The sequence below is a fragment of the Mycobacterium barrassiae genome (assembly GCF_025822765.1).
Classification (GTDB): Bacteria; Actinomycetota; Actinomycetes; order Mycobacteriales; family Mycobacteriaceae; genus Mycobacterium; species Mycobacterium barrassiae.
Genome location: NZ_JACKUK010000025.1, coordinates 322126 through 348506 on the forward strand (window position 1 = coordinate 322126; position 26381 = coordinate 348506).

General features: G+C 66.9%; 22 protein-coding genes, 1 tRNA gene and 1 pseudogene. 16 read left to right on the plus strand and 8 right to left on the minus strand.

Features of this window, described 5'->3' with window-relative positions; all coding sequences use genetic code 11:
- Positions 1–8: 8 nt before the first annotated feature.
- Complete coding sequence (glmU, locus tag H7J93_RS16265; RefSeq protein ID WP_267307329.1) at positions 9–1478, minus strand: bifunctional UDP-N-acetylglucosamine diphosphorylase/glucosamine-1-phosphate N-acetyltransferase GlmU; 1470 nt, start codon at positions 1476–1478, stop codon at positions 9–11.
- 194 nt (positions 1479–1672) lie between these two features.
- A tRNA-Gln gene (locus H7J93_RS16270) sits at positions 1673–1744 on the minus strand.
- Positions 1745–1848: 104 nt separating this feature from the next.
- Between H7J93_RS16270 and H7J93_RS16275 the strand changes: the two genes are divergently transcribed.
- From H7J93_RS16275 to H7J93_RS16320, 10 genes are all read left to right on the plus strand, one after another.
- Entirely contained in the window at positions 1849–2454 is a 606-nt protein-coding gene (locus H7J93_RS16275; protein ID WP_083148955.1) for a TetR/AcrR family transcriptional regulator, read from the plus strand.
- A 217-nt stretch (positions 2455–2671) separates the two neighbouring features.
- A complete protein-coding gene (gene mfd / locus H7J93_RS16280; RefSeq protein ID WP_267307330.1) occupies positions 2672–6307 on the plus strand; it encodes a transcription-repair coupling factor in 3636 nt (1211 codons plus the stop codon).
- A 227-nt stretch (positions 6308–6534) separates the two neighbouring features.
- Positions 6535–7089: a hypothetical protein gene (locus H7J93_RS16285; RefSeq protein ID WP_267307331.1), complete on the plus strand. Its 555-nt coding sequence runs from the start codon at positions 6535–6537 to the stop codon at positions 7087–7089.
- 165 nt (positions 7090–7254) lie between these two features.
- Positions 7255–8322 (plus strand): nucleoside triphosphate pyrophosphohydrolase, encoded by a 1068-nt coding sequence (locus H7J93_RS16290; RefSeq protein ID WP_267307332.1) that lies wholly within the window; start codon positions 7255–7257, stop codon positions 8320–8322.
- Between the two features lie 105 nt (positions 8323–8427).
- Positions 8428–9159 carry a lytic transglycosylase domain-containing protein gene (locus tag H7J93_RS16295; protein WP_267307333.1) on the plus strand — a complete coding sequence of 244 codons (732 nt, stop codon included), beginning with the start codon at positions 8428–8430 and terminating at the stop codon, positions 9157–9159.
- Between the two features lie 65 nt (positions 9160–9224).
- Positions 9225–10514, plus strand: coding sequence for a phosphopyruvate hydratase (gene eno / locus H7J93_RS16300; RefSeq protein WP_267307334.1), 1290 nt, complete (start codon positions 9225–9227; stop codon positions 10512–10514).
- A gap of 3 nt (positions 10515–10517) precedes the next feature.
- A complete protein-coding gene (locus H7J93_RS16305; protein ID WP_267307335.1) occupies positions 10518–11234 on the plus strand; it encodes an FtsB family cell division protein in 717 nt (238 codons plus the stop codon).
- The gene (locus H7J93_RS16310; RefSeq protein ID WP_267307336.1) at positions 11227–11721 is read left to right on the plus strand and encodes a DUF501 domain-containing protein; all 495 of its coding nucleotides are present in this window, start codon (positions 11227–11229) and stop codon (positions 11719–11721) included. The genes H7J93_RS16305 and H7J93_RS16310 overlap by 8 nt, the downstream gene beginning before the upstream one ends.
- A complete protein-coding gene (locus H7J93_RS16315; protein WP_267307337.1) occupies positions 11718–12656 on the plus strand; it encodes a Ppx/GppA phosphatase family protein in 939 nt (312 codons plus the stop codon). The genes H7J93_RS16310 and H7J93_RS16315 overlap by 4 nt, the downstream gene beginning before the upstream one ends.
- A 93-nt stretch (positions 12657–12749) precedes the next feature.
- Positions 12750–13001 carry a three-helix bundle dimerization domain-containing protein gene (locus tag H7J93_RS16320; RefSeq protein WP_267307338.1) on the plus strand — a complete coding sequence of 84 codons (252 nt, stop codon included), beginning with the start codon at positions 12750–12752 and terminating at the stop codon, positions 12999–13001.
- A 31-nt stretch (positions 13002–13032) separates the two neighbouring features.
- Here the strand turns inward: H7J93_RS16320 and H7J93_RS16325 are convergent, their stop codons facing one another.
- Positions 13033–13833, minus strand: a complete 801-nt coding sequence (locus tag H7J93_RS16325) for an enoyl-CoA hydratase-related protein (RefSeq protein ID WP_267307339.1) — start codon at positions 13831–13833, stop codon at positions 13033–13035.
- Positions 13830–14993, minus strand: a complete 1164-nt coding sequence (locus H7J93_RS16330; protein WP_267307340.1) for an aromatic ring-hydroxylating oxygenase subunit alpha — start codon at positions 14991–14993, stop codon at positions 13830–13832. Before H7J93_RS16330 ends, H7J93_RS16325 begins: the two co-directional genes overlap by 4 nt.
- Before the next feature lie 115 nt (positions 14994–15108).
- Between H7J93_RS16330 and gnd the strand changes: the two genes are divergently transcribed.
- Genes gnd through H7J93_RS16345 form a run of 3 tightly spaced genes read left to right on the plus strand, consistent with a single transcriptional unit; the run spans position 15109 to position 18308 of the window.
- Entirely contained in the window at positions 15109–16119 is a 1011-nt protein-coding gene (gnd, locus tag H7J93_RS16335) for a phosphogluconate dehydrogenase (NAD(+)-dependent, decarboxylating) (protein ID WP_267307369.1), read from the plus strand.
- A gap of 5 nt (positions 16120–16124) precedes the next feature.
- Positions 16125–17513, plus strand: coding sequence for a glucose-6-phosphate dehydrogenase (zwf, locus tag H7J93_RS16340; RefSeq protein WP_267307341.1), 1389 nt, complete (start codon positions 16125–16127; stop codon positions 17511–17513).
- On the plus strand, positions 17514–18308 hold the full coding sequence (locus H7J93_RS16345; RefSeq protein ID WP_267307342.1) for a PaaX family transcriptional regulator C-terminal domain-containing protein: 795 nt from the start codon (positions 17514–17516) through the stop codon (positions 18306–18308).
- Positions 18309–18389: 81 nt separating this feature from the next.
- Here H7J93_RS16345 and H7J93_RS16350 read toward each other — a convergent pair whose 3' ends face one another.
- Complete coding sequence (locus tag H7J93_RS16350; protein ID WP_372507904.1) at positions 18390–20291, minus strand: propionyl-CoA synthetase; 1902 nt, start codon at positions 20289–20291, stop codon at positions 18390–18392.
- Between the two features lie 10 nt (positions 20292–20301).
- On the opposite strand from H7J93_RS16350, the pseudogene H7J93_RS16355 reads away from it, so the two are divergent.
- The 3 genes and pseudogenes from H7J93_RS16355 to H7J93_RS16365 all read left to right on the plus strand — a co-directional run bounded on the left by H7J93_RS16355 (position 20302) and on the right by H7J93_RS16365 (position 22193).
- Positions 20302–21167, plus strand: a pseudogene (locus H7J93_RS16355) (alpha/beta fold hydrolase).
- Between the two features lie 78 nt (positions 21168–21245).
- Positions 21246–21716, plus strand: coding sequence for an SRPBCC family protein (locus H7J93_RS16360; protein ID WP_267307343.1), 471 nt, complete (start codon positions 21246–21248; stop codon positions 21714–21716).
- A 6-nt stretch (positions 21717–21722) separates the two neighbouring features.
- Entirely contained in the window at positions 21723–22193 is a 471-nt protein-coding gene (locus tag H7J93_RS16365; protein WP_267307344.1) for a DUF309 domain-containing protein, read from the plus strand.
- A 92-nt stretch (positions 22194–22285) separates the two neighbouring features.
- Here the strand turns inward: H7J93_RS16365 and H7J93_RS16370 are convergent, their stop codons facing one another.
- Genes H7J93_RS16370 through H7J93_RS16380 form a run of 3 tightly spaced genes read right to left on the minus strand, consistent with a single transcriptional unit; the run spans position 22286 to position 26380 of the window.
- A complete protein-coding gene (locus H7J93_RS16370) occupies positions 22286–22972 on the minus strand; it encodes a response regulator (RefSeq protein WP_267307371.1) in 687 nt (228 codons plus the stop codon).
- Positions 22972–25482 (minus strand): DUF4118 domain-containing protein, encoded by a 2511-nt coding sequence (locus H7J93_RS16375; protein ID WP_372507899.1) that lies wholly within the window; start codon positions 25480–25482, stop codon positions 22972–22974. Before H7J93_RS16375 ends, H7J93_RS16370 begins: the two co-directional genes overlap by 1 nt.
- 7 nt (positions 25483–25489) lie before the next feature.
- Positions 25490–26380, minus strand: coding sequence for a potassium-transporting ATPase subunit C (locus H7J93_RS16380; RefSeq protein ID WP_267307345.1), 891 nt, complete (start codon positions 26378–26380; stop codon positions 25490–25492).
- Position 26381 lies beyond the last annotated feature (1 nt).

Consider the following 26381-nt stretch of genomic DNA (forward strand, 5'->3'; position numbering starts at 1 on the left):
CAACCGGGTCACGGCTTTTCGGGGTCCTCCGAGGGGGCCTCTTCGCCGGCGGCCGCGGCCGCGGCGGCAGCCGCCGCGGAGCCGGGACGTTTGCGTGCCACCCAGCCCTCGATGTTGCGCTGAGGGCCGGCCGAGACCGCCAGCGCACCGGGCGGCACGTCCTCGCGCACGACGGTGCCCGCGCCGGTGTAGGCGCCGTCGCCCACGCTCACCGGCGCGACGAACATCGTGTCGGACCCGGTGCGCACATGGGAGCCGATCGTGGTGCGGCTCTTGTTCTCGCCGTCGTAGTTGACGAACACGCTGGACGCGCCGATATTGCTGTGGTCGCCGATGTCCGCGTCGCCGACGTAGGTCAGGTGCGGCACCTTGGTGCCCCTCCCGATCGTGGAGTTCTTCGTCTCGACGAAGGCGCCGAGCTTTCCTTCGGCGCCCAGTACCGTGCCGGGCCGCAGGTAGGCGAAGGGGCCGACGGCGGCGCCGTCACCGATCGTGGACTGGCTGCCGTGGGTGCGGACCACCATCGCCGCGTCGCCGACGGTGACATCGGTCAGCGTGGTGTCGGGGCCGATCTGGGCGTGACTGCCGATGCGGGTGGCGCCCAGCAGCTGGGTGCCGGGATAGACGACAGTGTCGCGGCCGATGGTCACGTCGACGTCGATCCACGTGGTGGCCGGATCGGTGATCGTCACCCCGGAGCGCTGGTGTGCGGCCACGATGCGGCGGTTGAGTTCGGCGCCCAACTCGGCCAGCTGGACCCGGTCGTTGACGCCTGCGACCAACATCGCGTCGTCGACGTGTTTGGCGCGCACCACTTGGCCGTCGGACCGGACGATGGCGATGACGTCGGTCAGGTACTGCTCCTGCTGCGCGTTGTCCGAGCGCAGCCGGCTGAGCGCCGAGCGCAATGCGGTGATGTCGAACGCGTAGACCCCGGCGTTGACCTCGGTGATGGCCAGCTGCTGCGGGCTGGCGTCGGCCTGTTCGACGATGCCGATCACCTCGCGGTCCTGGGTGCGCAGGATGCGGCCGTAGCCCGTCGGGTCGGGCAGCGTGGTGGTCAGGACGGTCGCGGCGGCGGACTCGCCGCTGTGCGTGCTGATCAGGTCGGCGAGGGTGTCGGCGTCAAGCAGCGGGACGTCGCCCGAGGTGACCACGACCGTGCCGGTGAAGTCGGCGGGCAGCGCCGTCAGCCCGCACGCGACGGCGTGGCCGGTGCCCAGCTGCTGGTCCTGGACCGCGACGTCGATGCTGCGGCCCAGGTCAGCGGCCAGTTCCTCGACCGCGGGCACCACCTGGTCGCGGTCCTTGCCGACCACCACGACGAGGTGCTGCGGGGCCGCCTTGGCGACGGCGTGCAGGGCATGGGACAGCATGCTGCGGCCGGCGAGGGGATGCAGCACCTTCGGGGTGTCGGAGCGCATGCGCGTGCCGGCGCCGGCGGCCAAGACCACGACCGCGGAATCAGGATCGGTCATTGCGAGTCCATTCTCCTAGGCGCGACTGTGAATCCCAGGACATTTGACGACGGTTTTCGTCGTCAGATTCACAATCAGCCTGTCGATAACTGGCCGTCGAATTGTCAGGCCTCGTTCGCAGCATTCTGCCCATGAGCGAGCTGTGGACACAATTACGCTGCCCGTTCTCGGTATGAGCGTCGTGCGAAAAGGGGCTCCGTCGCCAGGACTCGAACCTGAACTATCTGAACCAAAATCAGAGGTGCTGCCGATTACACCACGACGGATCGATCAACCCGCGATGTTAGTCGAAGGGCCTACCCTGAAACCCGTGGCAGTGCCCCCGAAGTCCGATACCCCGGAAAGTGGTGTGCGTATGCCCCGCGCCAGGATGACCGGCGCGGAGCGGCGACACCAGCTCATCGACATCGCCCGGTCGTTGTTCGCCGAGCGTGGCTACGAAGGCACGTCGATCGAGGAGATCGCGCAGCGCGCCAACGTCTCCAAACCCGTCGTCTACGAGCATTTCGGCGGTAAAGAGGGGCTGTACGCGGTGGTGGTCGACCGCGAGATGTCGGCGCTGCTGGACCGCATCACGTCGTCGCTGACCAGGATGACCAACAATCGGTCGCGGCTGCGGATCGAGCGGGTGGCGCTGGCGCTGCTGACCTACGTCGACGAGCGCACCGACGGGTTCCGCATCCTCATCCGCGACTCGCCGGCGGCGATCACGTCGGGCAGCACCTACTCGACGCTGCTCAACGAGGCCGTCAACCAGGTGTCGTCGATCCTCGCGGGGGATTTTTCCCGTCGCGGCCTGGACCCCGAGATGGCCCCGCTGTACGCCCAGGCGCTGGTCGGGTCGGTCTCGATGACGGCGCAGTGGTGGCTGGATGTGCGGGAACCCAAGAAAGAGGTCGTCGCGGCGCATCTGGTGAACCTGTGCTGGAACGGGTTGATGCATCTGGAGCACGACCCGCCGCTGCTCGACGAATAACTTGCGATTTCGGCGTGCTGGGTATCGCTCAGCGTGACTAAGCACGCCGAAACCGCTTCGTTTCGTGTTGCCGGGCTTGACGATTCGCGGCTGGTCGACGCCACCGGCGCGGTCGTCCGAGCGTTCGTCAATTGCGATTTCGGCGTGCTCGGTACCGCTGAGCGTGACTGAGCACGCCGAAATCGCAGAAATGGCGCGCGCATAGGATGGGGGGATCATGACCGTATCGGGGATCAACCATGCCCAGACCCCGATCGCCGGGCTCGTCGACCTGGCGCTACGGGACCCCTCCCTCCAGGAGGTCACCGCCCGCGCCGCCGACAGGCCGGTCGATCTCAGCCTCGTCGGACCGGCCAGCGCCCGGGTGTTCGTCGCCAGCGCGCTCGCCGCGACGGGTCCGCTGCTCGTCGTCACCGCGACCGGTCGCGAAGCCGACGACCTGACCGCCGAACTGAGCGGTGTCTTCGGCGACGCGGTCGCCCTGTTCCCCTCCTGGGAGACGCTGCCGCACGAGCGACTGTCTCCCGGCGTCGACACCGTCGGCGCGCGCCTGATGCTGCTGCGCCGGCTGGCCCACCCGGACGACGAGCGCCTCGGCCCGCCGCTGCGAGTCGTCGTGACGACCACCAGGTCGCTGCTCCAGCCGATGGCTCCCGACCTGGCCGATATCGAGCCGGTGACGCTGACCGTCGGCGCCGAGGCCGACTTCGACGCCGTCATCGCCCGGCTCGTCGACCTGGCCTACACCCGTGTCGACATGGTGGGTAAGCGCGGCGAATTCGCGGTGCGCGGCGGCATCCTCGACGTCTTCCCGCCCACGGCCGAGCATCCGATGCGCATCGAGTTCTGGGGCGACGAGGTCTCCGAGATGCGGATGTTCGCCGTCGCCGACCAGCGCTCGATCCCGGAAATCGACGTCGACACGCTCATCGCCGTCCCATGCCGGGAAGTGCTGCTGACCGACGACGTCCGCGACCGCGCCGCCAAACTCGCCGCCGAGCACCCGGTGGCCGACAACACCGTCACCGGCAGCGTGCCCGACATGCTCGCCAAGCTGTCGGAGGGCATTCCCGTCGACGGGATGGAGGCGCTGCTGCCGCTGTTGCGTCCCACCGACCTGTCGACCCTGACGGCGCATCTTCCCGAGCACACCCCGGTGCTGATCTGCGACCCCGAGAAGGTCCGCACCCGCGCGGCCGACCTGATCAAGACAGGCCGCGAGTTCCTCGAGGCGTCGTGGTCGACGGCTGCGGTCGGCGGCGATGTGCCGATCGACCTCGAGGCGATGGGCGCGTCCGGGTTCATCGAACTCGACGACGCCCGCGCGGCGGCGCGCGACGGCGGCCACCCGTGGTGGACGCTGAGCCAGCTGTCCGACGAGGACGCGCTGGAGATCGACATCCGGCCGGCGCCGTCGGCGCGTGGCCAGCAGTCCAACGTGAACGAGATCTTCGCCATGCTGCGCGCCCACGTCCTGACCGGCGGGCACGCCGCCGTGGTCACCCCGGGCACCGGCACCGCGCACCGCGTCGTAGAGCAATTGCGCGAATCCGACACGGCAGCAGTGTGTTTGGATCCGGGCGAGGACCTCAAGGACGGCATCGTCAACGTGCTCAAGGGTCCGTTGCACGACGGCGTCGTGATCCCCGGCGCGAATCTCGTCATCATCACCGAGACCGATCTGACGGGTAACCGGGCCGCAGCCGCCGAGGGCAAGCGGCTAGCTGCCAAGCGGCGCAACGTCGTTGACCCATTGGCGCTGACCGCGGGCGACCTCGTGGTGCACGATCAGCACGGTATCGGCCGCTTCGTCGAGATGACCGAGCGTGTCGTCGGCGGTGCGCGCCGCGAGTACCTGGTGCTCGAATACGCATCGAGCAAGCGTGGCGGCGGCACCGACAAGCTCTACGTGCCAATGGATTCGCTGGATCAGCTGTCTCGCTACGTCGGCGGGGAAGCGCCGACGCTGTCGCGGCTGGGCGGCAGCGACTGGGCGAACACCAAGACGAAAGCGCGTAGGGCGGTTCGGGAGATCGCGGCCGAACTGGTGTCGCTGTACGCCAAGCGGCAGGCGTCCCCTGGGCATGCGTTCGCGCCCGACACCCCGTGGCAGGCCGAGATGGAGGATGCGTTCGGGTTCACCGAGACCGTCGACCAGCTCACGGCCATCACCGAGGTCAAAAGCGATATGGAAAAGCCCGTCCCGATGGACCGGGTGATCTGCGGCGACGTCGGCTACGGCAAGACCGAGATCGCGGTGCGGGCGGCGTTCAAGGCGGTGCAGGACGGCAAGCAGGTCGCGGTGCTGGTGCCGACGACGCTGCTGGCCGACCAGCATCTGCAGACCTTCACCCAGCGGATGGCCGGATTCCCGGTGACCGTCAAGGGGTTGTCCCGGTTCACCGACGCCGCCGAGTCGCGGGCGGTGCTCGAAGGTATGAAGGACGGCTCGGTCGACATCGTGATCGGCACCCACCGGCTGCTGCAGACCGGCGTGACATGGAAAGACCTAGGTCTGGTGGTGGTCGACGAGGAGCAGCGCTTCGGCGTCGAGCACAAGGAGCACATCAAGTCGATGCGCACCCACGTCGACGTGTTGACGATGAGTGCCACGCCGATTCCGCGCACGCTCGAGATGAGTCTGGCCGGCATCCGGGAGATGTCGACGATCCTCACCCCGCCGGAGGAGCGCTACCCGGTGCTGACGTACGTCGGTCCGCACGACGACAAACAGGTCGCGGCGGCGCTGCGGCGCGAGATGCTGCGGGACGGACAGGCCTTCTACATCCACAACCGGGTGCGGTCGATCGACCAGGCCGCCGCGCGGGTGCGTGCGCTGGTGCCCGAGGCCCGCGTCGCCGTCGCGCACGGGCAGATGCCAGAGGAACAACTGGAACGCACGGTCGAGGGGTTCTGGAACCGTGAGTTCGACATCCTGGTGTGCACCACGATCGTGGAGACGGGACTGGACATCTCCAACGCCAACACGTTGATCGTCGAGCGCGCAGATACTTTCGGGCTGTCGCAGCTGCATCAGCTGCGCGGCAGGGTGGGTCGCAGCCGGGAGCGGGGCTACGCGTACTTCCTTTATCCGCCGGAGGTTCCGCTCACCGAGACGGCCTACGACCGGCTGGCGACGATCGCGCAGAACAACGAGCTCGGCGCGGGTATGGCAGTTGCGTTGAAGGACATGGAGATTCGCGGTGCGGGAAACGTGCTCGGCGCCGAGCAGTCCGGTCACGTCGCCGGCGTCGGCTTCGATTTGTACGTCCGGTTGGTCGGCGAGGCCGTCGAGGCCTACCGCGCCGCTGCGGACGGGAAAACCGTTGCGGCGCCTGAGGAACCGAAGGATGTGCGGATCGACCTGCCGGTCGACGCGCATCTGCCGCCGGACTACATCGGCAGTGACAGGCTGCGATTGGAGGCCTATCGTCGGCTGGCGGCGGCGCCCGACGACGCCGCGGTGGCTGCCGTCGTCGACGAACTCGTCGACCGTTACGGCCCGCTACCTGAACCCGCGCGACGGTTGGTGGCAGTGGCGAGGCTGCGGCTGCTGTGCCGTCACTACGGGGTGACCGAGCTGAGCACGGTCTCGGAGGCGACGCTGAGGGTTTCGCCGTTGCAGCTGCTGGATTCCCAGCAGGTGCGGCTCAAGCGGTTGTATCCCAGCGCGACGTACCGTGCGACGACGTCGACGGTGCAGGTCCCGATTCCGCGCGCAGGCGACGGCGTTGCTGCACCACGTATCCGTGATCTTGAGCTGGTGCAGATGGTCGCCGACCTGCTGGTCGCGCTGGACGGGAAACCGCAGGGCAGTATCGACTTAATTTCGACGCCCGACTCGCCTGCTTGACCTGCGGTTTTGACGCCCCCCGCCGGCTCGTACCGGTCCGCGCTGTTAACGCATCGGCACGGCGATCCGACATACATAGCGGGGGGTCAAGGTATTGCATTGTCGTCCAAACCGGGGGCGGCGAGATCGCTGGTCATAGCGGTCAAGCAATTTCCCAAACCGAACATCACGCGATCGCACCGCGCTGGTTGGTGCATGTCGCGGTGACGCAAGGCGAAGGAGTAACTATGCAGTTCAAGAAAATCGCAGTAACTACGACGATGACCGGTGCACTCGGGCTCGGCGCGCTCGGACTGGGCGCGGGTTTCGCCCAGGCTGTGCCAGAACCGCCTCCGGTTCCCGTTCCGTCCGTCCCGGATGTGAATGTGCCCGACATCAACGTTCCGAGTGTGAATGTTCCTGATGTGAACGTTCCGAGTGTGAACGTGCCTGATGTCAACGTCCCGAGTGTGAATGTTCCTGATGTGAACGTTCCGAGTGTGAACGTGCCTGATGTCAACGTCCCGAGTGTCAACGTTCCCGATGTGAACGTGCCCGGCGTCAACCTGCCGGACGTGCAGTTCCCTGAGGTAGACGCTCACTTCAACCTGCCGGCCGGACACATTGCGCCGGGGCAGCTGAAGAACACGCCCGTCATCAACGGAGTGCCGAACCCGTTCTTCGGAATCCCGCCCGGCCAGTTGAAGAAGCTGCCGTCGGTGAATGGGATCGTCAACCCGTTCTTCGATGAGGCGCCGGGTCACTGGGTGATCCCGGACGGCCCGCTCGAGCCGGAGTCCTGAGCCACGGCATAGGACAAGATGGCCGCCTTGCCTTCCCGGCAGGGCGGCCATCGCCGGGTCGGGGGGGCGTTACCGGTTCTGCCAGGCGAGCCGGGGTCTGAGAAGGTGTTGGTATAACCGAGGCAGCGGTTTCGTCGAAACGCGTGATGAGGGGGTGTGTGCCCGATGACTGTCGTTCTGGTCGACCCCCGGCGCCCGTCCCTGATCCCGATCGAAGCGATCGAACTCCTTTCCGGCGACGTCCAGTACACCGAGGAGATGCCGATCAAAGTGCCGTGGTCGTTGCCTGGCGCGCGACCGGCCTACGACGGTGATGACGCGCCTGTGCTGCTGTCCTCTGATCGGGAGCACCCTGCGGTCAAGGCGCGCCTGGCCGCCGGGGACAGGCTGATCGAGGCACCGCGAGCCTCGGCCGGTGACCGGCTGGTGGATGCCGTCGCCATGATGGACAAGCTGCGAACGTCAGGCCCGTGGGAGAGTCAGCAGACACACGACTCGCTGCGCCGTTATCTGCTGGAGGAGACGTACGAGGTCTTCGATGCGGTCCGCAGCGGCAACGCCGACGAGTTGCGTGACGAACTCGGAGATGTGTTGCTGCAGGTGCTTTTTCACGCCCGCATCGCCGAAGATGCTCCCGAGCATCCATTCTCGATTGACGATGTCGCGGACTCGCTCATCCGCAAGCTCGTCAACCGGGTGCCCGCGGTGCTTGCCGGCGAGGAGATCTCGCTGGAAGATCAACTCGCACAATGGGAGGAGCGCAAGGCGCAGGAGAGATCGCGCAAGGGCGTCCGCTCGGCGATGGACGATGTGCCGACCGGCCAACCCGCATTGGCGTTGGCGCAGAAGGTGATTGAGCGTGCGACGGCCGCAGGGCTGCCCGACGACCTGCTACCGGCATCGATCACGTCGGTCAGCGTGGCACCCCACGTCGACTCCGAGAACGCGCTGCGCTCGGCGGTGCTGGAGTTCATGGACACCGTGCGGACCACAGAGCTCGCCATCGCTGCGGCCCGACGCGGGAGCGAGGTCCCGGAAGAACTCGACGACTCCTCGCTCGGGGACATCTCGGCCGACGAGTGGCGGGCGCACTGGCCTGTAGCGTCCGACACGGCCGAGGACACGCCGACCGACGACTCCGGCGTCCAGGACGGTCCTGACTCAGGCGCTGAGGATGGCCCTGCGGATGGGGATGAACCGCATGATCAAGGGGTGGTCGCCGAATCACGATGATCCCCGTTGACCGGGAATCGGCGTAGGAGGCGTCGGCACGTCTGCCCAAAGTGTCTTGAACGCATGGGACGATGGCTGTGACCGAGGTTGGTTCGAGGGAGTTTGGTGTCGCGCGTGCGTTGGCTGCGGGCGGTCGCGGTAGTGGGAGCGACGGCGCTGCTCATGGCTTCTAGCTGCTCATGGCGGGTGGGGACCCCGATTCCGGAGGGGGTGCCACCGCCTGCTGGCGATCCCGTGCCCAAAATCGACACCCACGCCGAGGGCCGGCCGGCTGACCAGCTGCGCGAATGGGCGGCCGAACGGGCCCCTGCGCTGGGCATCCCCATCAACGCTCTCGAGGCCTACGCGTACGCGGCCCGGGTCGCCGAGGTGGAGAACCCCGACTGCCACCTGGAGTGGACGACGCTGGCGGGCATCGGCGAGGTGGAGAGCCATCACGGCACCTTCCGGGGCGCGCAGATCGCCGAGAACGGCGACGTCAGCCCCCCTATCAGGGGCGTCCGCCTGGACGGCACCAACGGAAACCTCGAGATCATCGACAACGACGGCGGCGAACTCGACGGCGACCCCACCCACGCCAGGGCGATGGGTCCGATGCAGTTCATCCCGGAGACCTGGCGGTTGTACGGCGTCGACGCCAACAACGACGGCATCATCAGCCCGGACAACTTCGACGACGCGGCGCTGTCGGCGGCGGGATATCTGTGCTGGCGGGGCAAGGACCTGTCCACCCCGCAGGGGTGGATGGAGGCTCTGCGGGCGTACAACCTGTCCGACCAGTACGCCCGTACTGTGCGCGACTGGGCGACGGCGTACGCCGACGGACACCCCCTCTAAACACGCCGCACGTCAGCCCAACCTTTAGGCTCAACCTCGTCCCACCCACGACCAAGGAGAAGCCAGTGCCCATCATCGAGCAGGTCGGAGCCCGCGAGATCCTCGACTCCCGTGGCAACCCGACGGTCGAGGTCGAGGTGGCCCTGCTGGACGGCACCTTCGCCAGGGCCGCGGTGCCCTCGGGCGCGTCCACCGGCGAGCATGAGGCTGTCGAGCTGCGCGACGGCGGCCCCCGCTACGGCGGCAAGGGCGTCGAAAAGGCCGTGGAGGCCGTGCTCGACGAGATCGCACCCGCGGTCATCGGGCTGAGCGCCGACGACCAGCGGCTGATCGACCAGGCGCTGCTGGATCTCGACGGCACCCCCGACAAGTCCCGGCTCGGCGCCAACGCCATCCTCGGCGTGTCGTTGGCGGTCGCGAAGGCCGCTGCGGAGTCCGCCGCGCTGCCGCTGTTCCGCTACCTCGGCGGGCCCAACGCCCACATCCTTCCGGTGCCCATGATGAACATCCTCAACGGTGGCGCACACGCCGACACCGGCGTCGATGTGCAGGAGTTCATGGTCGCCCCGATCGGCGCGCCCAGCTTCAAGGAGGCGCTGCGCTGGGGTGCCGAGGTATATCACTCGCTGAAGTCGGTGTTGAAGAAGCAGGGTCTGTCCACTGGTCTCGGAGACGAGGGTGGCTTCGCTCCGGACGTCGCAGGCACCAAAGCGGCGCTGGACCTGATCCTGTCGGCGATCGAAGCGGCGGGTTACAAGCCCGGATCCGACATAGCGCTGGCCCTCGACGTCGCCGCGACCGAGTTCTTCACGGCGGGAACGGGTTACAAGTTCGAAAAAGAGACCCGTACCGACATGCAGATGATCGAGTTCTACGCCGGGCTGATGGATTCGTATCCGCTGGTGTCGATCGAAGACCCGCTGTCCGAGGACGACTGGGATGGCTGGGTGGCGCTGACCGCCGCGATCGGTGACCGCGTCCAGCTCGTCGGCGACGATCTGTTCGTCACCAATCCCGAGCGTCTGGAAGACGGCATCGAACGGGGCGCGGCAAACGCACTTCTGGTGAAGGTCAACCAGATCGGTACGCTCACCGAGACACTCGACGCCGTCGCGCTCGCGCACAACAGCGGTTATCGCACGATGATGAGCCACCGCAGCGGTGAGACCGAGGACACCACGATCGCCGACCTCGCCGTCGCGGTGGGCAGCGGTCAGATCAAGACGGGTGCGCCCGCCCGCAGCGAGCGTGTCGCCAAGTACAACCAGCTGCTGCGCATCGAGGAAGCCCTCGGCGACGCCGCCCGGTATGCGGGTGACCTGGCATTCCCGCGCTATTCGGTGGAGACCAAATAGCCCGTGCCCGAAGCGAAGCGGCCCGATCCCAAACGGCGATCCCCGACTTCTCGACCAAAGTCGGGTAAGTCCGAGGCCGCACGGGGCCGACCGCGTGGCACGTCGCCCGCCCGCCGGGAACCGCGCTCGACTGAGTCGCGGCCCGCGGCCAAGGCCCAAACCAAAGCCGCCGAGGCGCAGGCTCAGGACGAACCGAAGGACACCGCCGACTCGATCCGCAAATCGATTGCGGTATCGGCCGAACAGCAGTCTGAGCAACGGTTCGGCTCCGCGGCACGGCGGGCAGCGATCCTGGCCGCGGTGGTCTGCGTGCTGACGTTGACCATCGCGGGGCCCGTGCGGACGTACTTCGGTCAGCGCACCGAGATGAAGCAGCTGAAGGCCACCGAGGAGCAGTTGCGCGCCCAGATCGCAGAGTTGGAGCAGCAGAAGGTCAAGCTGAACGACCCCGTCTTCATCGCTGCGCAGGCGCGGGAACGCCTCGGATTCGTGATGCCCGGGGAGATTCCGTATCAGGTGCAGCTTCCTCCGGGCAGTGCGGTGCCGGTGACCCCTGGCGACGCCGAGCTGGCGACAGTGGATCCTGACCAACCCTGGTACACGGCGCTGTGGGGCACCATCGCCGATGCGCCGTACGGGGTTGCGCCGGCGCCGCCGCCCGGTCCGCCAGGTCCCGCGCCCCTTCCGCCCGCCCCGAGCAGTGCGCCCGCCGGTGGTTGACCCGGCGGATCTGGCGGCGGTCGCGGAGCAACTCGGTCGTGAACCGCGGGGTGTGCTCGAGATCGCCTACCGATGCCCCAACGGCGAGCCCGGTGTCGTCAAGACGGCGCCGAAGTTACCTGACGGCACACCGTTTCCGACGCTGTACTACCTGACGCACCCCACGTTGACCGCGGCGGCGAGTCGATTGGAGTCGTCGGGCATGATGCGAGAGATGACCGAGCGCCTTCAGCACGATCCGGAGCTGGCCGCCGCATATCGGCGGGCTCACGAGTCCTACCTCGCCGAGCGCGATGCGATAGAGCCTTTGGGCACAACGTTTTCCGGCGGCGGCATGCCCGACCGGGTCAAATGCCTACACGTGCTGATCGCGCACTCGCTGGCCAAGGGGCCTGGCACCAACCCGCTGGGCGACGAAGCACTGGCGGTGCTGGCCGCCGAACCGGCGATGGCGGGCATTCTGGACCGGGAGACGTGGAGTTCATGAGTAGGGTCGGTGCGATCGACTGCGGTACCAACTCGATTCGATTGTTGATCGCCGACATCGAGGACGGCAAGATTTCCGACGTGCATCGCGAGATGCGCATCGTCCGGTTGGGGCAGGGGGTCGACGCCACCGGGCAGTTCGCTCCCGACGCGCTGGCCCGGACCCGGACGGCGCTGGCCGACTACGTCGAGCTGATGCGTAGACACGAGGTGTCGAAGGTGCGGATGGTCGCCACGTCTGCGACGCGCGACGCCTCCAACCGCGATGTGTTCTTCGCGATGACCGAGGAAGTACTGGGCGGCGTCGTGTCCGGAGCGGTAGCCGAAGTGATCACGGGTACCGAGGAAGCCGAACTGTCGTTCCGCGGGGCGGTCAACGAATTGGACACCGCGACAGGTCCTTTCGTTGTCGTCGACCTGGGCGGCGGGTCGACGGAAGTGGTACTCGGCGTGCGCGACGTCGAGGCCAGCTTCTCCGCTGACATCGGGTGTGTGCGGCTGACCGAACGCTGCCTGCACTCCGACCCGCCGACCGCCGTCGAGATCGCTGCGGCACGCGAGGTGGTCCGCGAGGGGCTGGCCGAAGCGTTCCGCGTCGTACCAGTCGAGCGCGCACGCACCTGGGTCGGCGTGGCGGGCACCATGACGACGGTCTCGGCGCTGGCGCACAAGATGACGACCTACGACTCCGAGGCAATCCATTTGTCTCGGACGCCCTTCGGCGACCTGCTGCCCGTCTGCGATGAGCTGATCGCGATGACACGTGCGCAGCGCGCCGCGCTGGGGCCGATGCACGAGGGCCGGGTGGACGTGATCGGCGGGGGAGCGATCATCGTCGAGGAGTTGGCGTATGCGCTGGGGCAGCGGGCCGGCATCGACGAGTTGGTGGTCAGCGAGCACGACATTCTCGACGGTATCGCCCTGTCGATCGCCTAGTTTTTCGGCGATTTCGGCGTGCTTAGTCACGCTCAGCGTGACTCAGCACGCCGAAATCGCAAGGGATCGCGAGCGTCGTGCGTTGAACGAGGTGTGAACGACTCAACGACGGGCCGCGGCATAGGCGCGACCGAACGGCGGCTCATCGAGCAGCTGGTCGAGCGCCTCATCGATCGCTTTCCGGCGATCGACTCGGTGACGGTGTCGTGGGTCGTCGGCGAGATCCACGCCCGCTACGACGGCCGGCCGGTGCGCGAGTACATCCCGCTGTTCGTCGAACGCCACGCCGTCGCCGAGCTCCAGCGGTTGTCGGCGACCGCGGAGACCACGGCAGCGATCGCCTAAACCCCTGCGATTTCGGCGTGCTCAGTCACGCTCAGCGTGACCTAGCACGCCGAAATCGCAAAAGATCGGGGTGGTCGCGTTCGTTGAACCTCCGCAGCCCCTCGAACGTCTCGGGTTCGACGATCGACCGGCCGAAGCATTCCGCCTCGATACGCAACCCGTCTTCCAGCGGCCTGCCCTGCCCGCGACGGGCGGCCTCCAAATCGGTGCGCAACGCCGGCTGGGGCAGCGCCGCGATGGTCTCGGCCAGTTCGAGAGCTCGCTGCACGCAGTTGCCGCGCGGCACAACCTCGTTGACCAACCCGATGCGCAGCGCTTCGTCGGCGTCGATGACGCGTCCCGTGATGATGAGTTCGATCGCCCGGCGGTACCCGAGGATGCGCGTGAGCCGCTGCGTACCGCCGTCGGCCAACCCGATGTTCCACCGCCGGCACGTCACCCCGAACGTGGCGTGTTCATCGGCGATCGCCAAATCGGTCCAACAGGCCCACTCCAGTCCGCCCGCGTACGCGACGCCGTTGATGGCCGCGATGGTCGGCTTGTACACATCCGTCCACCGTGACGGCCCCAGGACGCCGTCGTCGGGGCTCGCGTCGATCTCGAGCTCACCCGCAATCGCGGCCTTGAGATCGCCGCCCGCGCTGAATGCGTCGCCACCCGCACCGGTGAGGATCCCGACCAGCGCGCCGTCGTCGTCGCGGAAGCGGCCCCACGCATCGACGAGTTCCCGATGTGTCTGCGGGCCAATCGCGTTCATGCGTTCCGGCCGGTTGATTGTGATGACCGTGACCGGTCCGCGCTGCTCGTAGAGCAGATGCTCGTAATCGGTCATCGCATCGCCGCCAGCCGCGCGTCGAGGGTGGCGTGGAAGTGCCCGATCGCACTCTCATGGGTGCCGAACTCGACGAATTCATTGGCGCCGGCATGCAGTCCGCGCTGCACTCCCTCCGACATCTCGTTGTCCTCCACCCCGCCCTCGTTGAGCAGATTGCGCGCGCCCTCGGCCGATTCACGATCGGCAGCAACCCGTTCCGCCACGTCAGGCGTGACCATGGCGTAGATGGTGACGTTTGTGCGGTCGACGTCGACCGGGTCGATGGTGATCATCAGCACCTGGTTGGGGAACGTCGCGACCATGACATTCGGGAACAGGTGATACACGTAGGTCACCCGGTGATCCACCGACCACGACGATTCCGGACGGTCGCGCAACCGTTCGATGTTTTGGTACGGGAACGTAACTCGGCTGTTCGGCCCGAACATCTCGACGACGTTGAGGTCGTCGTACTGCAGCGGATAGAACGTGTCCTTGTGCGTCGTACGGATGTGATAGCCCTCCAGGAATTGCTCGACGAGCACCTTCCAATTCATCGCGCGCAGAGCGGGTCGCACCGCGAACAGCCGCGTCGCCGGCATCAACTTGTCCCGCCACGGACTGCCGTCGGTCAGGGCTGACATCGCGGCCTCCGCGTCCGGGCCCAGCGATCCCAGCGGACCGATGACGATCAACCCGTCGACTTCCCGGCTCTCGACCTCGACCAGCCCGCGTGCCGCCATGTCCAGGTCGGGAAACGCGTCAGCGTGTGGCACATGCGACAGCGCACCGTCGAGGCGATAGGTCCACCCGTGATAGCGGCACACCAATGCCTGCGCACAGCCCGGCCCTTCGACGAGTGCCATCCCGCGGTGCCTGCAGGCGTTGCGGAAGACCCGCGCCTTGCCGTCGCGGCCGCGCACCGCGAACAGCGGCACTCCGAAACTGACCCGTTCGACATGGTCGCCAGGCTTCGGCAGTGCCGCCGACGGCAGATACACACTGGGGTACGAGCGCAACAGCTCGAGCTCCTCAGCGAATCGCGTTGGATTCAAATAGTTTTCGACCGGCTCCCGCCACGCGGCGCCCACATCGGTCGTGCCGGCGTCGATATGGGCCAGGATGCGGCGAGCGATGTCGCGATCATCGGCGACCGACGCCCTTGTCGGAGTGGCCATGCTTCGGAAGTATCACACTCGAAACGCTACGTGTCAATGAAATCGTGAGATAGCATCATGGGGCCTTGGAGACACGACCGATGCGACGAGGAGAGACATGGCAACGGATTCGCCAATGCAACTGGGAATGGTCGGCCTTGGCCGCATGGGTGCCAACCTGGTACGACGCCTCATGCGCGACGGGCATCGCTGCGTGGTCTACGACATGAACGCCGACGCGGTGTCCGGTCTTGCGGGCGAGGGCGCCACCGGTGCCGACTCGCTGAGCGATTTCGTGCAGAAACTCGAGAAGCCTCGCGCTGTGTGGTTGATGCTGCCCGCGGCGGTGGTGGACTCGACGCTGGAACAGTTGGTGGATCTGTTGGAGCCGGGCGACACGGTGATCGACGGCGGAAACTCCTACTACCGCGACGACATTACCCGCGCCAAGAGTCTGCTGACGAAGAACATCCACTACGTGGACTGCGGCACCAGTGGCGGCGTGTGGGGCCTCGAGCGCGGCTACAGCCTGATGATCGGCGGAGAGACGGAGGTCGTACAGCGCCTCGATCCGATCTTCAAGACGATCGCGCCGGGGGAGGGCTGCGCCGAGCCCACCCCGAGCCGCACCCGCACCGACGGCACCGCCCAGGACGGGTATCTGCACTGCGGCCCAAGCGGCGCAGGGCATTTCGTGAAGATGGTGCACAACGGGGTGGAGTACGGGATGATGGCCGCCATCGCCGAGGGCCTGAGCATCATCAAGCACGCCGACGCGGGCAAGGTCGACCGCACGGTCGACGCGGAGACCACGCCACTGCGCGATCCGTGGGCCTACCAGTACACGATCGACGTGGGTGAGGTGGCTGAAGTCTGGCGGCGTGGCTCGGTGGTCGGTTCGTGGCTGGTCGATCTCACCGCCGACGCATTGGCACGCTCGCCCGAGCTCGACGACTTCAGCGGCCGGGTGTCGGACTCCGGTGAGGGACGCTGGACGGTCTTGGCCGCCGTGGACGAGGGTGTTCCCGCGCCGGTGATCACCACGTCGCTGTACGAACGGTTCCAATCGCGGCAACTCGGCGAATTCACCGACAAGCTCTTGTCGGCGATGCGCAGCGAATTCGGCGGCCACGCCGAGAAGAAGTGACCGCCATGACGGCAGCGACGTCGCCCGCCGATGTACTGGTGGTCTTCGGCATCACCGGAGACCTCGCCAAGAAGATGACGTTTCGCTCGCTGTACCGGCTGGAGCGACGCAAGCAGCTGGACTGTCCGATCGTCGGCGTCGCCCTCGACGACTGGTCGGTGGCGACGCTGCGTGATCACGCCCGCCAGGCGATCGAGGCCGGCGGCGAGACGATCGACGAGGACGTGTTCGCGCGGTTCGCCAAGCGCCTGTCGATGGTGTCCGGCGATTTCGCCGACGCGAAAACCTACGACCGGGTGGCCAAGGCGATCCAGGGCAAGCACACGCCCGTCTTCTATCTCGAGATACCGCCGTCGCTGTTCGGCCGCGTCGTCGAGGGGCTGTCCAACGCCAATCTCACCTCGCGCGCGCGGGTGGTGGTGGAGAAGCCCTTCGGTCACGACCTGGCGTCCGCGCGGGCGCTCAACGCGCAGCTCAGCGCGGTGCTGGAGGAGTGGCAGATCTTCCGTATCGACCACTTCCTCGGTAAGGAACCGGCGATGGACATCATGTTCCTGCGGTTCGCCAACTCGGTTTTCGAGCCGCTGTGGAACCGTGACCGGGTCCAGTGTGTGCAGATCACGATGGCCGAGAACTTCGGTGTCGAGGATCGCGGCAGCTTCTATGACCCGGTCGGGGCGCTGCGCGACGTGGTGCAGAACCACCTGCTGCAGCTGACCGGGCTGTTCGCCGCCGAGCCGCCGAGCGTCGCCGACGCCGACGGGCTGCGCGACAAGCGCGTGGAGGTGTTTCGCGCGATTCCGTCGATCGATCCCGCGCATTACGTGCGTGGGCAGTACGACGGTTATCGCTCGGTCAAGGGCGTGGCGCCCGACTCGCAGACCGAGACGTTCGCCGCACTGCGGTTTGAGATCGACAACTGGCGCTGGGCCGGCGTGCCGTTCTTCATTCGGGCGGGCAAAGCACTCCCGGTGCGGGCCACCGAGATCCGCGTCATCTTCAAGAGACCGCCGAAGCTGGCGATCACCTCGGAGACCCACGAACCCAACGAACTCGTGTTGCGCATCGACCCGAAGCCGGGCACCGATATGATCATTCAAGCCAAGGAGCCGGGCGCCAATCGCACTCGCTCCGTTGACTTGTCGCTGATCTTCGCCGAGGAACTGGGAGAGGCTCCCGAACCCTACGAGCGGCTGCTGAGCGACGCGATGCGCGGCGACTCCGCTCAGTTCGCGCGCGAGGACGGAGTCGAGGAGACGTGGCGGATCGTGCAGCCGCTACTCGACAATCCGCCACCGGTACAGCCGTACGCGGTCGGATCGTGGGGGCCGGAAGGTGCATCGAAACTGTGTGCCGGACAACCAAGTTGGCGTGAACCCTGGCTGGGGGGATAGGTGCCGACAGCGTCCCGCGCCCGCGTCGCCGACCTGATTGGCGATCGCACCCTGAGCGCACGGTCAGTCCTCGCGACGGCCTTGCTGGGTGCTGACGAACCACACCTCACGGTGGGGGAGCTCGTCGCGGTCGCTTCACTGTTCGGCATCAGCGACGGCGCCGCCCGCACCTGCCTGTGGCGCATGGTGTCCAACGGTGAGCTCACCGGTGAAGACGGCGTCTACGCGCTGGCCGGGCCGCTGCTGGAACGGCGGGAACGCGTCGACGAGGCCGCCAGGTTCGACGACACGGCGTTGCCGTGGGACGGCACATGGGAATTGGCCGTGGTCTCACTGGAGCGTCGGTCCGCCGCCGATCGGCTCGCCCTGCGCAAGGCCGCCGCGGGACTACATCTCGCGGAGCTGCGTGAAGGTGTCTGGATACGTCCGGACAACCTGGACCCGGACCGTCTGCCGACGCTGCGCGCGGTGCTCGACCGCCAGTGCGTGCACTTCCACAGCGCGGCCACCGACGTCCCCGTCGACGTCGTGAGATCCCTGTTCAACCTTGCCGATTGGGCAGCCGATGCCCGCCGGCTCACCGAGGCCATGCGCGACGAGCTGGACGTCGAAGCGGTCGATGCCGGCGACTTCATCTACCTGTTCGCTTTGTCGATCACCGTGGTCCGCCATCTACAGCTCGACCCGCTGCTACCCGTCGAGCTCGAGCCTGACGACTGGCCGGGCCACGATATGCGTGGCACCTACCGCCAGTTCGACGAGGCGTTCAAACGCCAGCTCGCCAGCCGACGCTAGCCATCACCCGTTGCCGGGCAGACGCGAAATCCCCCAAATTCCAGCGATTTTGGTGTTTTCGCGTCTACTCGGCAATAAGCGTCAATCGCGCAGGATCGGCTTCAGCGCGTCGAGCACCGCCGGGTCTTCGATGGTGGACGGCACCGGCTCGTCCTTGCCGTGCGCGATGCCGCGCAGCGTCTTGCGAAGGATCTTTCCCGACCGCGTCTTGGGCAGCGCCGCGACGACGTCGACCTGGCGCAGACAGGCGACCGCCCCGATCTCGTCGCGCACCAACTTGACCAGTTCGTCAGGGAGGCCGTCACCGGTTGCGCCGGCCTTGAGGACGACCAGTCCGCGCGGCACCTGACCCTTGATCTCATCGGCGACGCCGATGACCGCACACTCCGCAACCGACGGATGCGTCGCCAGCGCCGCCTCGATGGATCCCGTCGAAAGCCGGTGTCCCGCAACGTTGATGACATCATCGATACGACCCATCACGAACAGGTAACCGTCCTGGTCCAGGTATCCGCCGTCGCCGGTGAGGTAGAAACCCGGATACTCGGACAGGTATGAGGATTGGTATCGGTCGTCGTCACCCCACAGTGTCGGCAACGTGCCGGGTGGCAGTGGCAGGCGGATGGCAATGGCACCCTCTTCGCCAGGTTCACACTCGGTGCCGTCGGTGTGCAGGATGCAAACGTCATAGCCCGGCATCGGTACCGTGGGCGAGCCCGCCTTGATCGGCATGGGTTCCACGCCCATGGGATTCGCGGCTATCGCCCACCCGGTCTCGGTCTGCCACCAATGGTCGACGACCGGGATGCCCAGCTTCGCCGCCGCCCATTCGTAGGTGTCGGGGTCCAGGCGCTCGCCGGCCTGGAACAGGTACTTCATACACGACAGGTCGTAGCGTCCGATGTGGCTGCCGTCGGGGTCCTCCTTGCGGATGGCGCGAAGCGCGGTCGGCGCCGAAAATAGTGCCTTCACACCGTGTTCCGAGACGACTCGCCAGAAAGCCCCCGCATCGGGGGTCCCGATCGGTTTGCCTTCGTAGAGGATGGTCGTCGCGCCGAGCATCAGCGGCGCGTACACGATGTACGAGTGGCCGACGACCCAGCCGACGTCGGACGCCGCCCAGAACACCTCGGCCGGAGCGATGTCGTAGATGTTGCGCATGCTCCACAGCAGCGCCACCGCGTGGCCGCCGTTGTCGCGGACGATGCCCTTGGGTTTGCCGGTGGTGCCCGAGGTGTAGAGCACGTACAACGGGTCGGTGGCGGCGACCGGCACCGGGTCGACGGGATCGGCGTCGGCCAGGTCGTTCCAGTCGATGTCCCGCCCCGGCGTCAGGTCGCAGCCGAGGTGGTCGCGCTGCACGATGACACAGTGACGGGGCGGATGTTCGGCCATCTCCAGAGCGGCGTCGAGCATGGGCTTGTAGGCCACGGTCCGGGACGGCTCGATACCGCAGGAGGCGGACACGATGACGGTGGGGTGGGCGTCGTCGATGCGCGTCGCGAGCTCATGCGCGGCGAACCCGCCGAACACCACTGAGTGCACCGCTCCCAGCCGGGCGCACGCCAGCATCGCGATCACCGCTTCGGGGATCATCGGCATGTAGATGACGACGCGGTCGCCTTTGGTCACGCCGAGTCCGCGCAGCGCCCCGGCGAATCGGGCGGTGCGGTCCAATAACTCCCGGTAGGTATACGTGCGCTGCGTCCCGGTCACGGGGGAGTCGTAGATCATCGCCGGCTGTTCGCCGCGACCGCCTTCAACGTGGCGGTCGAGCGCGTTGGCGCAGGTGTTGAGCTCTCCGTCGGGGAACCATCGATAGAAGGGTGGGTTCGAGTCGTCGAGGACCTGCTCCGGTTCGCGAGTCCAGGTGACGGCCCTGGCGGCGTCGGCCCAGAAGGTCGCCGGATCGGAGATGCTGGCGTCGAAGATGTCGCGATACCCGCCCATACCCCGCACCGTAGCGCGCGACGCGGTCTCTATAGTCCGATTGATGACTGTCGAACCACCCCAGATAGAAGGTGTGCGCCGGTCGTTCGTCGAAGCCAACGGCGTGCGGTTCCACGTGACCGAGGCCGGTCCGCCCGACGGCCGCCCAGTCGTCGCGCTGCACGGGTGGCCGCAGCATCACTACGAGTGGCGCGACCTGCTGGCCGACCCGCCGGCCGGACTGCGGATCATCGCCCCCGACCTGCCCGGATACGGATGGTCGGGACCGGCACCACACAAGTGGGCTAAGGAAGACGTCGCCACGGATGTGCTGGCGCTGCTCGACGTGCTGGGACTCGACCGCGTCCTGCTGGTGGCCCACGACTGGGGGGCCTACGTGGGTTACCGCATGATCCTGCGGTCCCCGGAGCGCTTCGACGGCTACCTGGCGATGAACATCAACCATCCATGGCAACGGCCGGCCGACGTGCTGCCGCATCTGTGGAAGCTCGCCTACCAGGTACCGCTGGCCGCTTTCGGGGTGTTCGTCCAACAACGCACGAAGTTCGTGGAGAAGCTGATGTTCGGCGTCGGGTCCGATCTGGACCCCGCAGATGCACGGCTGTTCGCCGACCGGTTCCGCGATCCGGTGTGCGCACGCGCGGGCAGGACACCTACCGCACCTTTCTGACACGCGAATTGCCCAGCGCGGGAAGGAATCCCGAGACGCGACGAGCAACAGTCCCGATCCGCGTACTCTTCGGAACGCGCGACAAGGCCGTCGCCGTATCTATGGTGTCCCCGGAGACGGCGAACGCCGACGACTACACGCTCGAGACGGTCGATGCCACCCACTTCGTCGTCGACGAGCGCCCGGACCTGGTCCGCAAGAAGCTGATCGCGCTGGCCGAGGAGACCGCACAGCCCTGAGTTTGGTCGTCGCCGCTGCGGGTAGCCCTCCACCATGGCTGAACAATTTGTCATGTTTTCCCTGGTCGGAGGCCGGTGATGGGTGAGCCTGCGGCTGCCGACAGCTCGTTGACCGTGAAGCGCGACACCACCGCCACGCGCAAGCAGGTGTGGGATGTGATCGCCGACGGCTGGACCTACTCGCAGTGGGTGGTGGGCAACAGCCGCATGCGGGCAGTCGAGCCGACCTGGCCCGCGGTCGGCAGCAAGATCCACCACACCATCGGGATATGGCCGATCATCATCAACGATGAGACCGAGGTCGAGTCATGCACGCCCTTGGAGGAACTGGTGCTGCTGGCCAAAACTCGGCCGTTCGGTCAGGCGCGGATCGTGTTGCGACTCTACGACACTGCCGACGGATGCCGGATCGAGATGGCCGAGGTGCCCGTCGGCGGCCCGCTCAATCTGATTCCGCGTCGCCTCGCGTTGGCGGCGGCGTTTCCGCGCAACCGGGAATGCACGTGGCGTTTGGCAGCGCTTGCGGAGCGTCGTACAAAAGTAGACTGAGCCCTTGTGGCGGACCGCGATCGCGACGAGTTCGGCAAGGCGCGCAGCAGTCGACCGCGCGACGCGCTCGGGCGTCCGCTACCGCACGGCAGTCAGGGCGTCGCGCGGATACCCGACGACCTGGACCTGAACCCGGCCGATTCGTTGGCCTACGCGCAGGACCTGCTGGATCGCGGGTTGGCGTTCAACGCGCACGAGGTGCTCGAGGCGGCGTGGAAGAGCGCGCCCGATGACGAGCGCGACATGTGGCAGGGCCTGGCTCAGCTCGCCGTCGGCATCACCCATATTCAGCGCGGGAACGCCACCGGAGCGGCGGGCGTATTGACGCGGGCCGCGGCCCGCCTCGACGCCGTGGACCGTCCGGCGCGACACGGTGTCGACGTCGCCGGGCTGGTCACGAAGGCCCGAGCCCTCATCGAGGATGTCGCTGCGGGGAACGACATCGACGACGCGCGCCTGCGGCCCCGCCTTTTGTAGCGCGAACTGGGCCCGTGCGAGCAGACGCAAACTCCCCTAAAACCTCGGCGTGTCGGGGGAGTTTGCGTCTGCTCGCGCAAATACGGGCAGCACTACTGCTGGAAGCGGTAGCCCATCCCGGCTTCGGTGAGCAGATGAACCGGGTGCGACGGGTCGTCCTCGAGCTTGCGTCGCAGCTGCGCCAAATACACCCGCAGGTAATGCGTCTCCTTGGCGTAGGCGGGTCCCCACACCTCCTTGAGGAGTTCCTCGCGCCCGACGAGCTTCCCGCGGTTGCGCACCAGCATCTCGAGCATGCCCCATTCGGTCGGCGTCAGGTGCACCTCGGCGCCGTTCTTGGTCACCTTCTTGGCCGCGAGGTCGACGGTGAACGACGACGTCTCGATGACGGGCTCGTCGGTGTCGGACGCCGCGGTGGCTCGACGGACTGCCGCACGCAGTCGCGCCAGAAACTCGTCCATCCCAAAGGGTTTGGTGACGTAGTCGTCGGCACCCGCATCCAGCGCCTCGACCTTGTCGGAGGAGTCGGTGCGTGCCGAGAGCACGATCACCGGCGCCGTCAGCCAGCCGCGCAAGCCGCCGAGCACGTCGATACCGGACATGTCGGGTAGTCCGAGGTCCAGCACGACGACGTCGGGCCGGTGGTCGGCCGCCTTCCTCAGCGCCTCGGCGCCGCTGGCCGCGGTCGCCACGTCGTAGCCGCGCACCGACAGATTGATGCGCAGCGCCCGCAGGATCTGCGGTTCGTCGTCGATGACGAGCACCCGGGTCTTCGACATCATGGCGCCGCCAATTCGATCTGGATGGTGAGCCCACCGCCGGGGGTGTCGGTCGCCATGATCATGCCGCCCATGGCTTCAACAAACCCGCGAGCCACTGAAAGGCCAAGGCCGACACCCATGCTGTTGTCCTGATCGCCGAGAGGCTGAAACGGGGCGAACAATTGCGATTCGGTGCCCCGCGGGATGCCGGGACCCTCGTCGACGACGGCGATCAGCACCCGGCTGCCGACCTGACCCGCGGTCACCCGCACCGGGCTCTCCGGGGCGTACCTCAGCGCGTTGTCGATCAGGTTAGCCAGCACCCGCTCCAGCAGTCCGCCGTCGGCCATCACCACGGCATCCCCCACCTCGACCTTGACGCGATCCAGCCCATGTCGCCGAAAACCGGTCGTTCCCTTGCTGATTCCGAGCAGCGCGCGCTGTACCGTCTCCTCGAGATAGACGGTATGCAGCTCGGGCTTCAGCACCCCGGCGGCCAGCCGCGACGAGTCGAGCAGATTGCCGACCAGTGCGGTCAGCTGGTCGACGGATTCTTCGATGGTCGCCAACAGTTCCGAGGTGTCCTCGGCGGAGAAGTCGACATCGTCGCTGCGCAGGCTTGATACCGCCGCCTTGGCCGCGGCCAGGGGAGTGCGCAGGTCGTGGCTGACCGCAGACAACAGCGAACGCCGCAATTCGTCGGCCTGCGAGATCGCCTCGGCTTTACCGACCTCCTCGGCGAGCTCACGTTGTTCGACCAACCCCGCGGCCTGCTTCGCGACGGCGGTGAGAATCCTGCGGTCACGCGCAGGCAGTTTGCGTCCCGCCATCAGCATCCAGAACTCGTCGTTGCCCACCTCGATGGCGGTGTCGGCAGAATCCACGTCGACGCACGGGTTGTTGCCAACACACGCGACGATCCCGGCCCCGACGCGCAGCAGGCTCACGGCCCGTTGCGAATACGTCTCCCGCACGCGTTCCAGAAGGGTGTCCAGGTCTGCACCCCGCAGCACCGAGCCCGCGAACAGCGCCAGCAGTTCGGCCTCCCGGGACGCCCGCCTCGCCTCGCGGGTGCGTTTGGCTGCATTGTCGACCAGAACCGCGACGGCCACCGCGACGGCGAGCAGCACCACACTGGTGATCGCGTTGTCCGGCCGGGCGATGTCGAGTGTGTATCGCGGTTCGATCAGGAAGTAGTTGAGCAGCAAGCCGGATAACACGGCGGACAACGCCGCAGGCGCAACACCCCCGAGCAATGCGACGACCAGCACCCCCACGAAGAACAGCGCGCTCTCCCCGCCGACGTCGAGAACCGGATCGAGCACGAGGACCGACAGCGCACACACGGCGGACGGCACCACGATGGCCGCGAGCCAGGATGTCAGATGATGCTGGCGCGGCGCCGTCCATGACCACGACGACGCCTTTCGCGCTTCGGGGTGGGTGACCATGTGTACGTCGATCGAGCCGGACTGCTGTACCACGGCCGCACCGATACCCTCGTCGAACATCCGCGCCCACCGGGACCGCCGCGACGTGCCGATGACCAGCTGGGTGGCATTCTCGTCGCGCGCGAAATCCATTAAGGCACTTGGCACATCGTCGCCGACGACGGTGTGCACGGTGGCGCCCAGGCTCCCCGCCAGCTGCCTTATCGTGCCCATCTGCGGCGCCGAGACACCGGACAGGCCGTCGCCACGGACGACGTGCACGACCATCAGTTCGGCGCTGGATTTCGACGCGATCCGAGATGCCCTGCGCACCAGGGTTTCTGACTCCGCGCCTCCGGTCACCGCGACGACGACGCGTTCGCGTGCCTCCCACGTCGCGGTGATCTGATTCTCTTCGCGGTAGCGCTCCAGTGCCGCGTCGACCTGGTCGGCCAGCCACAGTAACGCAAGTTCGCGCAGCGCCGTGAGATTGCCCCTGCGGAAGTAATTGGACAGCGCCGCGTCGACACGTTCCGGTGCATAGACGTTGCCGTGGGCGAGTCTGCGCTGCAGCGCTTCCGGTGTGATGTCGACCAGCTCGATCTGGTCTGCCGCGCGCACGACCTCGTCGGGAACCTTCTCCTGTTGCTCGATTCCGGTGATCTGGGTGACGACATCATTGAGGCTCTCGAGGTGCTGGACGTTGACCGTCGAGATGACGGTGATCCCGGCGTCGAGCAGTTCCTCGATGTCCAGCCACCGCTTGGGATTCTTGCTGCCCGGGGTATTTGTATGCGCGAGTTCGTCGACAAGGACAACCTGCGGTGCGCGCCGCAGCACCGCCTCGACATCGAGTTCTGCGAACTGCTTGCCGCGGTACTCGATCAGTTTCGGCGGCACGGTTTCGATGCCCTCGAGAAGGTCGGCGGTCTTCTTGCGGCCGTGGGTCTCCACCACCGCGGCGACCACGTCCGTGCCGCGTTCCAACCGGCGGTGCGCCTCGCCGAGCATCGCGTAAGTCTTGCCGACACCGGGAGCGGCGCCGAGATAAATGCGCAGCTCACCGCGCTTCTTCTGAGCGCCGGGCCGGTCGGTCACAAACCCATCATCCACCGGTGACGTCAGCTTTGCCCGGATACTTCTCGTCGAGGTCCAGGTTGAGCTGCAGCACGTTGACCGAGGGCTCGCCGAAGAATCCGAGGAACCGGCCATCGGTGTGCGCAGCCACGACCTCACGGACCTGTGCGGGACTGACGCCGCGGGCGGCGGCCACCCGGTTCACCTGAATGTCTGCGTACGCGAGCGAGATATCCGGATCTAGTCCGCTTCCGCTTGCCGTCACCGCGTCCGCGGGCACCGCGGGTTCGGCGGGCGCACTACCGCGGATAGGGACGATCTGGCCGATGCCGTAGTCCTCGCCCGGTATTGCGCACTCGACACGGATCCCTTCGTAGAGGTCGCGGAACGGTGCCTGGGTGGTCGCGCATGGCTCGTTGATGCTGACCACTCGTGTCGGGTGGACGACGTTGCCGCGTGAATCGCGTGGCCCGATCACCGACAGCACCGATCCGACACCGCCACCCGTGCAGAACGGTCGGGTGCCATCGACACCCTCGGTCTTACCGACCGCCGCGCTGCGCTCGCATACGAGGGTCAGGAGACTCGGCTTATTGGGTGTATCGACGATGCTCTCGGGTCCGAGGTTGCTCGCGTTGGTGGTCAGTGGGTCATACCCGTCGCCGGCCGCGGACGGTCGGCTCTGGAAGTACTGCGGTATCGGGTTGCCGTCGGCGTCCGTGAACGACTGGCCGATCAGGCTGCTGCCCAACAGTTTTCCGCCGTTCTCGATGAGCGATCCGTTGGCCTTGTCGTTGAGACCCGGGATCTGCGCCACCAGCCAGATGAACACCGGGTACGCGATACCGAGGATCACGGTAAGCGGCAGCAGCGCGCGCAGCGCCGCCCAGTGCTGACGAAAGAGACTGGAAACGTTCATG

Coding starts and splice junctions, on each gene's coding strand:
- glmU (WP_267307329.1), bottom strand. CDS start 1,478: ATGACCGATCCTGATTCCGCGGTCGTGGTCTTGGCCGCCGGCGCCGGC.
- H7J93_RS16275 (WP_083148955.1), top strand. CDS start 1,849: ATGACCGGCGCGGAGCGGCGACACCAGCTCATCGACATCGCCCGGTCG.
- mfd (WP_267307330.1), top strand. CDS start 2,672: ATGACCGTATCGGGGATCAACCATGCCCAGACCCCGATCGCCGGGCTC.
- H7J93_RS16285 (WP_267307331.1), top strand. CDS start 6,535: ATGCAGTTCAAGAAAATCGCAGTAACTACGACGATGACCGGTGCACTC.
- H7J93_RS16290 (WP_267307332.1), top strand. CDS start 7,255: ATGACTGTCGTTCTGGTCGACCCCCGGCGCCCGTCCCTGATCCCGATC.
- H7J93_RS16315 (WP_267307337.1), top strand. CDS start 11,718: ATGAGTAGGGTCGGTGCGATCGACTGCGGTACCAACTCGATTCGATTG.
- H7J93_RS16325 (WP_267307339.1), bottom strand. CDS start 13,833: ATGACCGATTACGAGCATCTGCTCTACGAGCAGCGCGGACCGGTCACG.
- H7J93_RS16330 (WP_267307340.1), bottom strand. CDS start 14,993: ATGGCCACTCCGACAAGGGCGTCGGTCGCCGATGATCGCGACATCGCT.
- gnd (WP_267307369.1), top strand. CDS start 15,109: ATGCAACTGGGAATGGTCGGCCTTGGCCGCATGGGTGCCAACCTGGTA.
- zwf (WP_267307341.1), top strand. CDS start 16,125: ATGACGGCAGCGACGTCGCCCGCCGATGTACTGGTGGTCTTCGGCATC.
- H7J93_RS16360 (WP_267307343.1), top strand. CDS start 21,246: ATGGGTGAGCCTGCGGCTGCCGACAGCTCGTTGACCGTGAAGCGCGAC.
- H7J93_RS16370 (WP_267307371.1), bottom strand. CDS start 22,972: ATGTCGAAGACCCGGGTGCTCGTCATCGACGACGAACCGCAGATCCTG.
- H7J93_RS16380 (WP_267307345.1), bottom strand. CDS start 26,380: ATGAACGTTTCCAGTCTCTTTCGTCAGCACTGGGCGGCGCTGCGCGCG.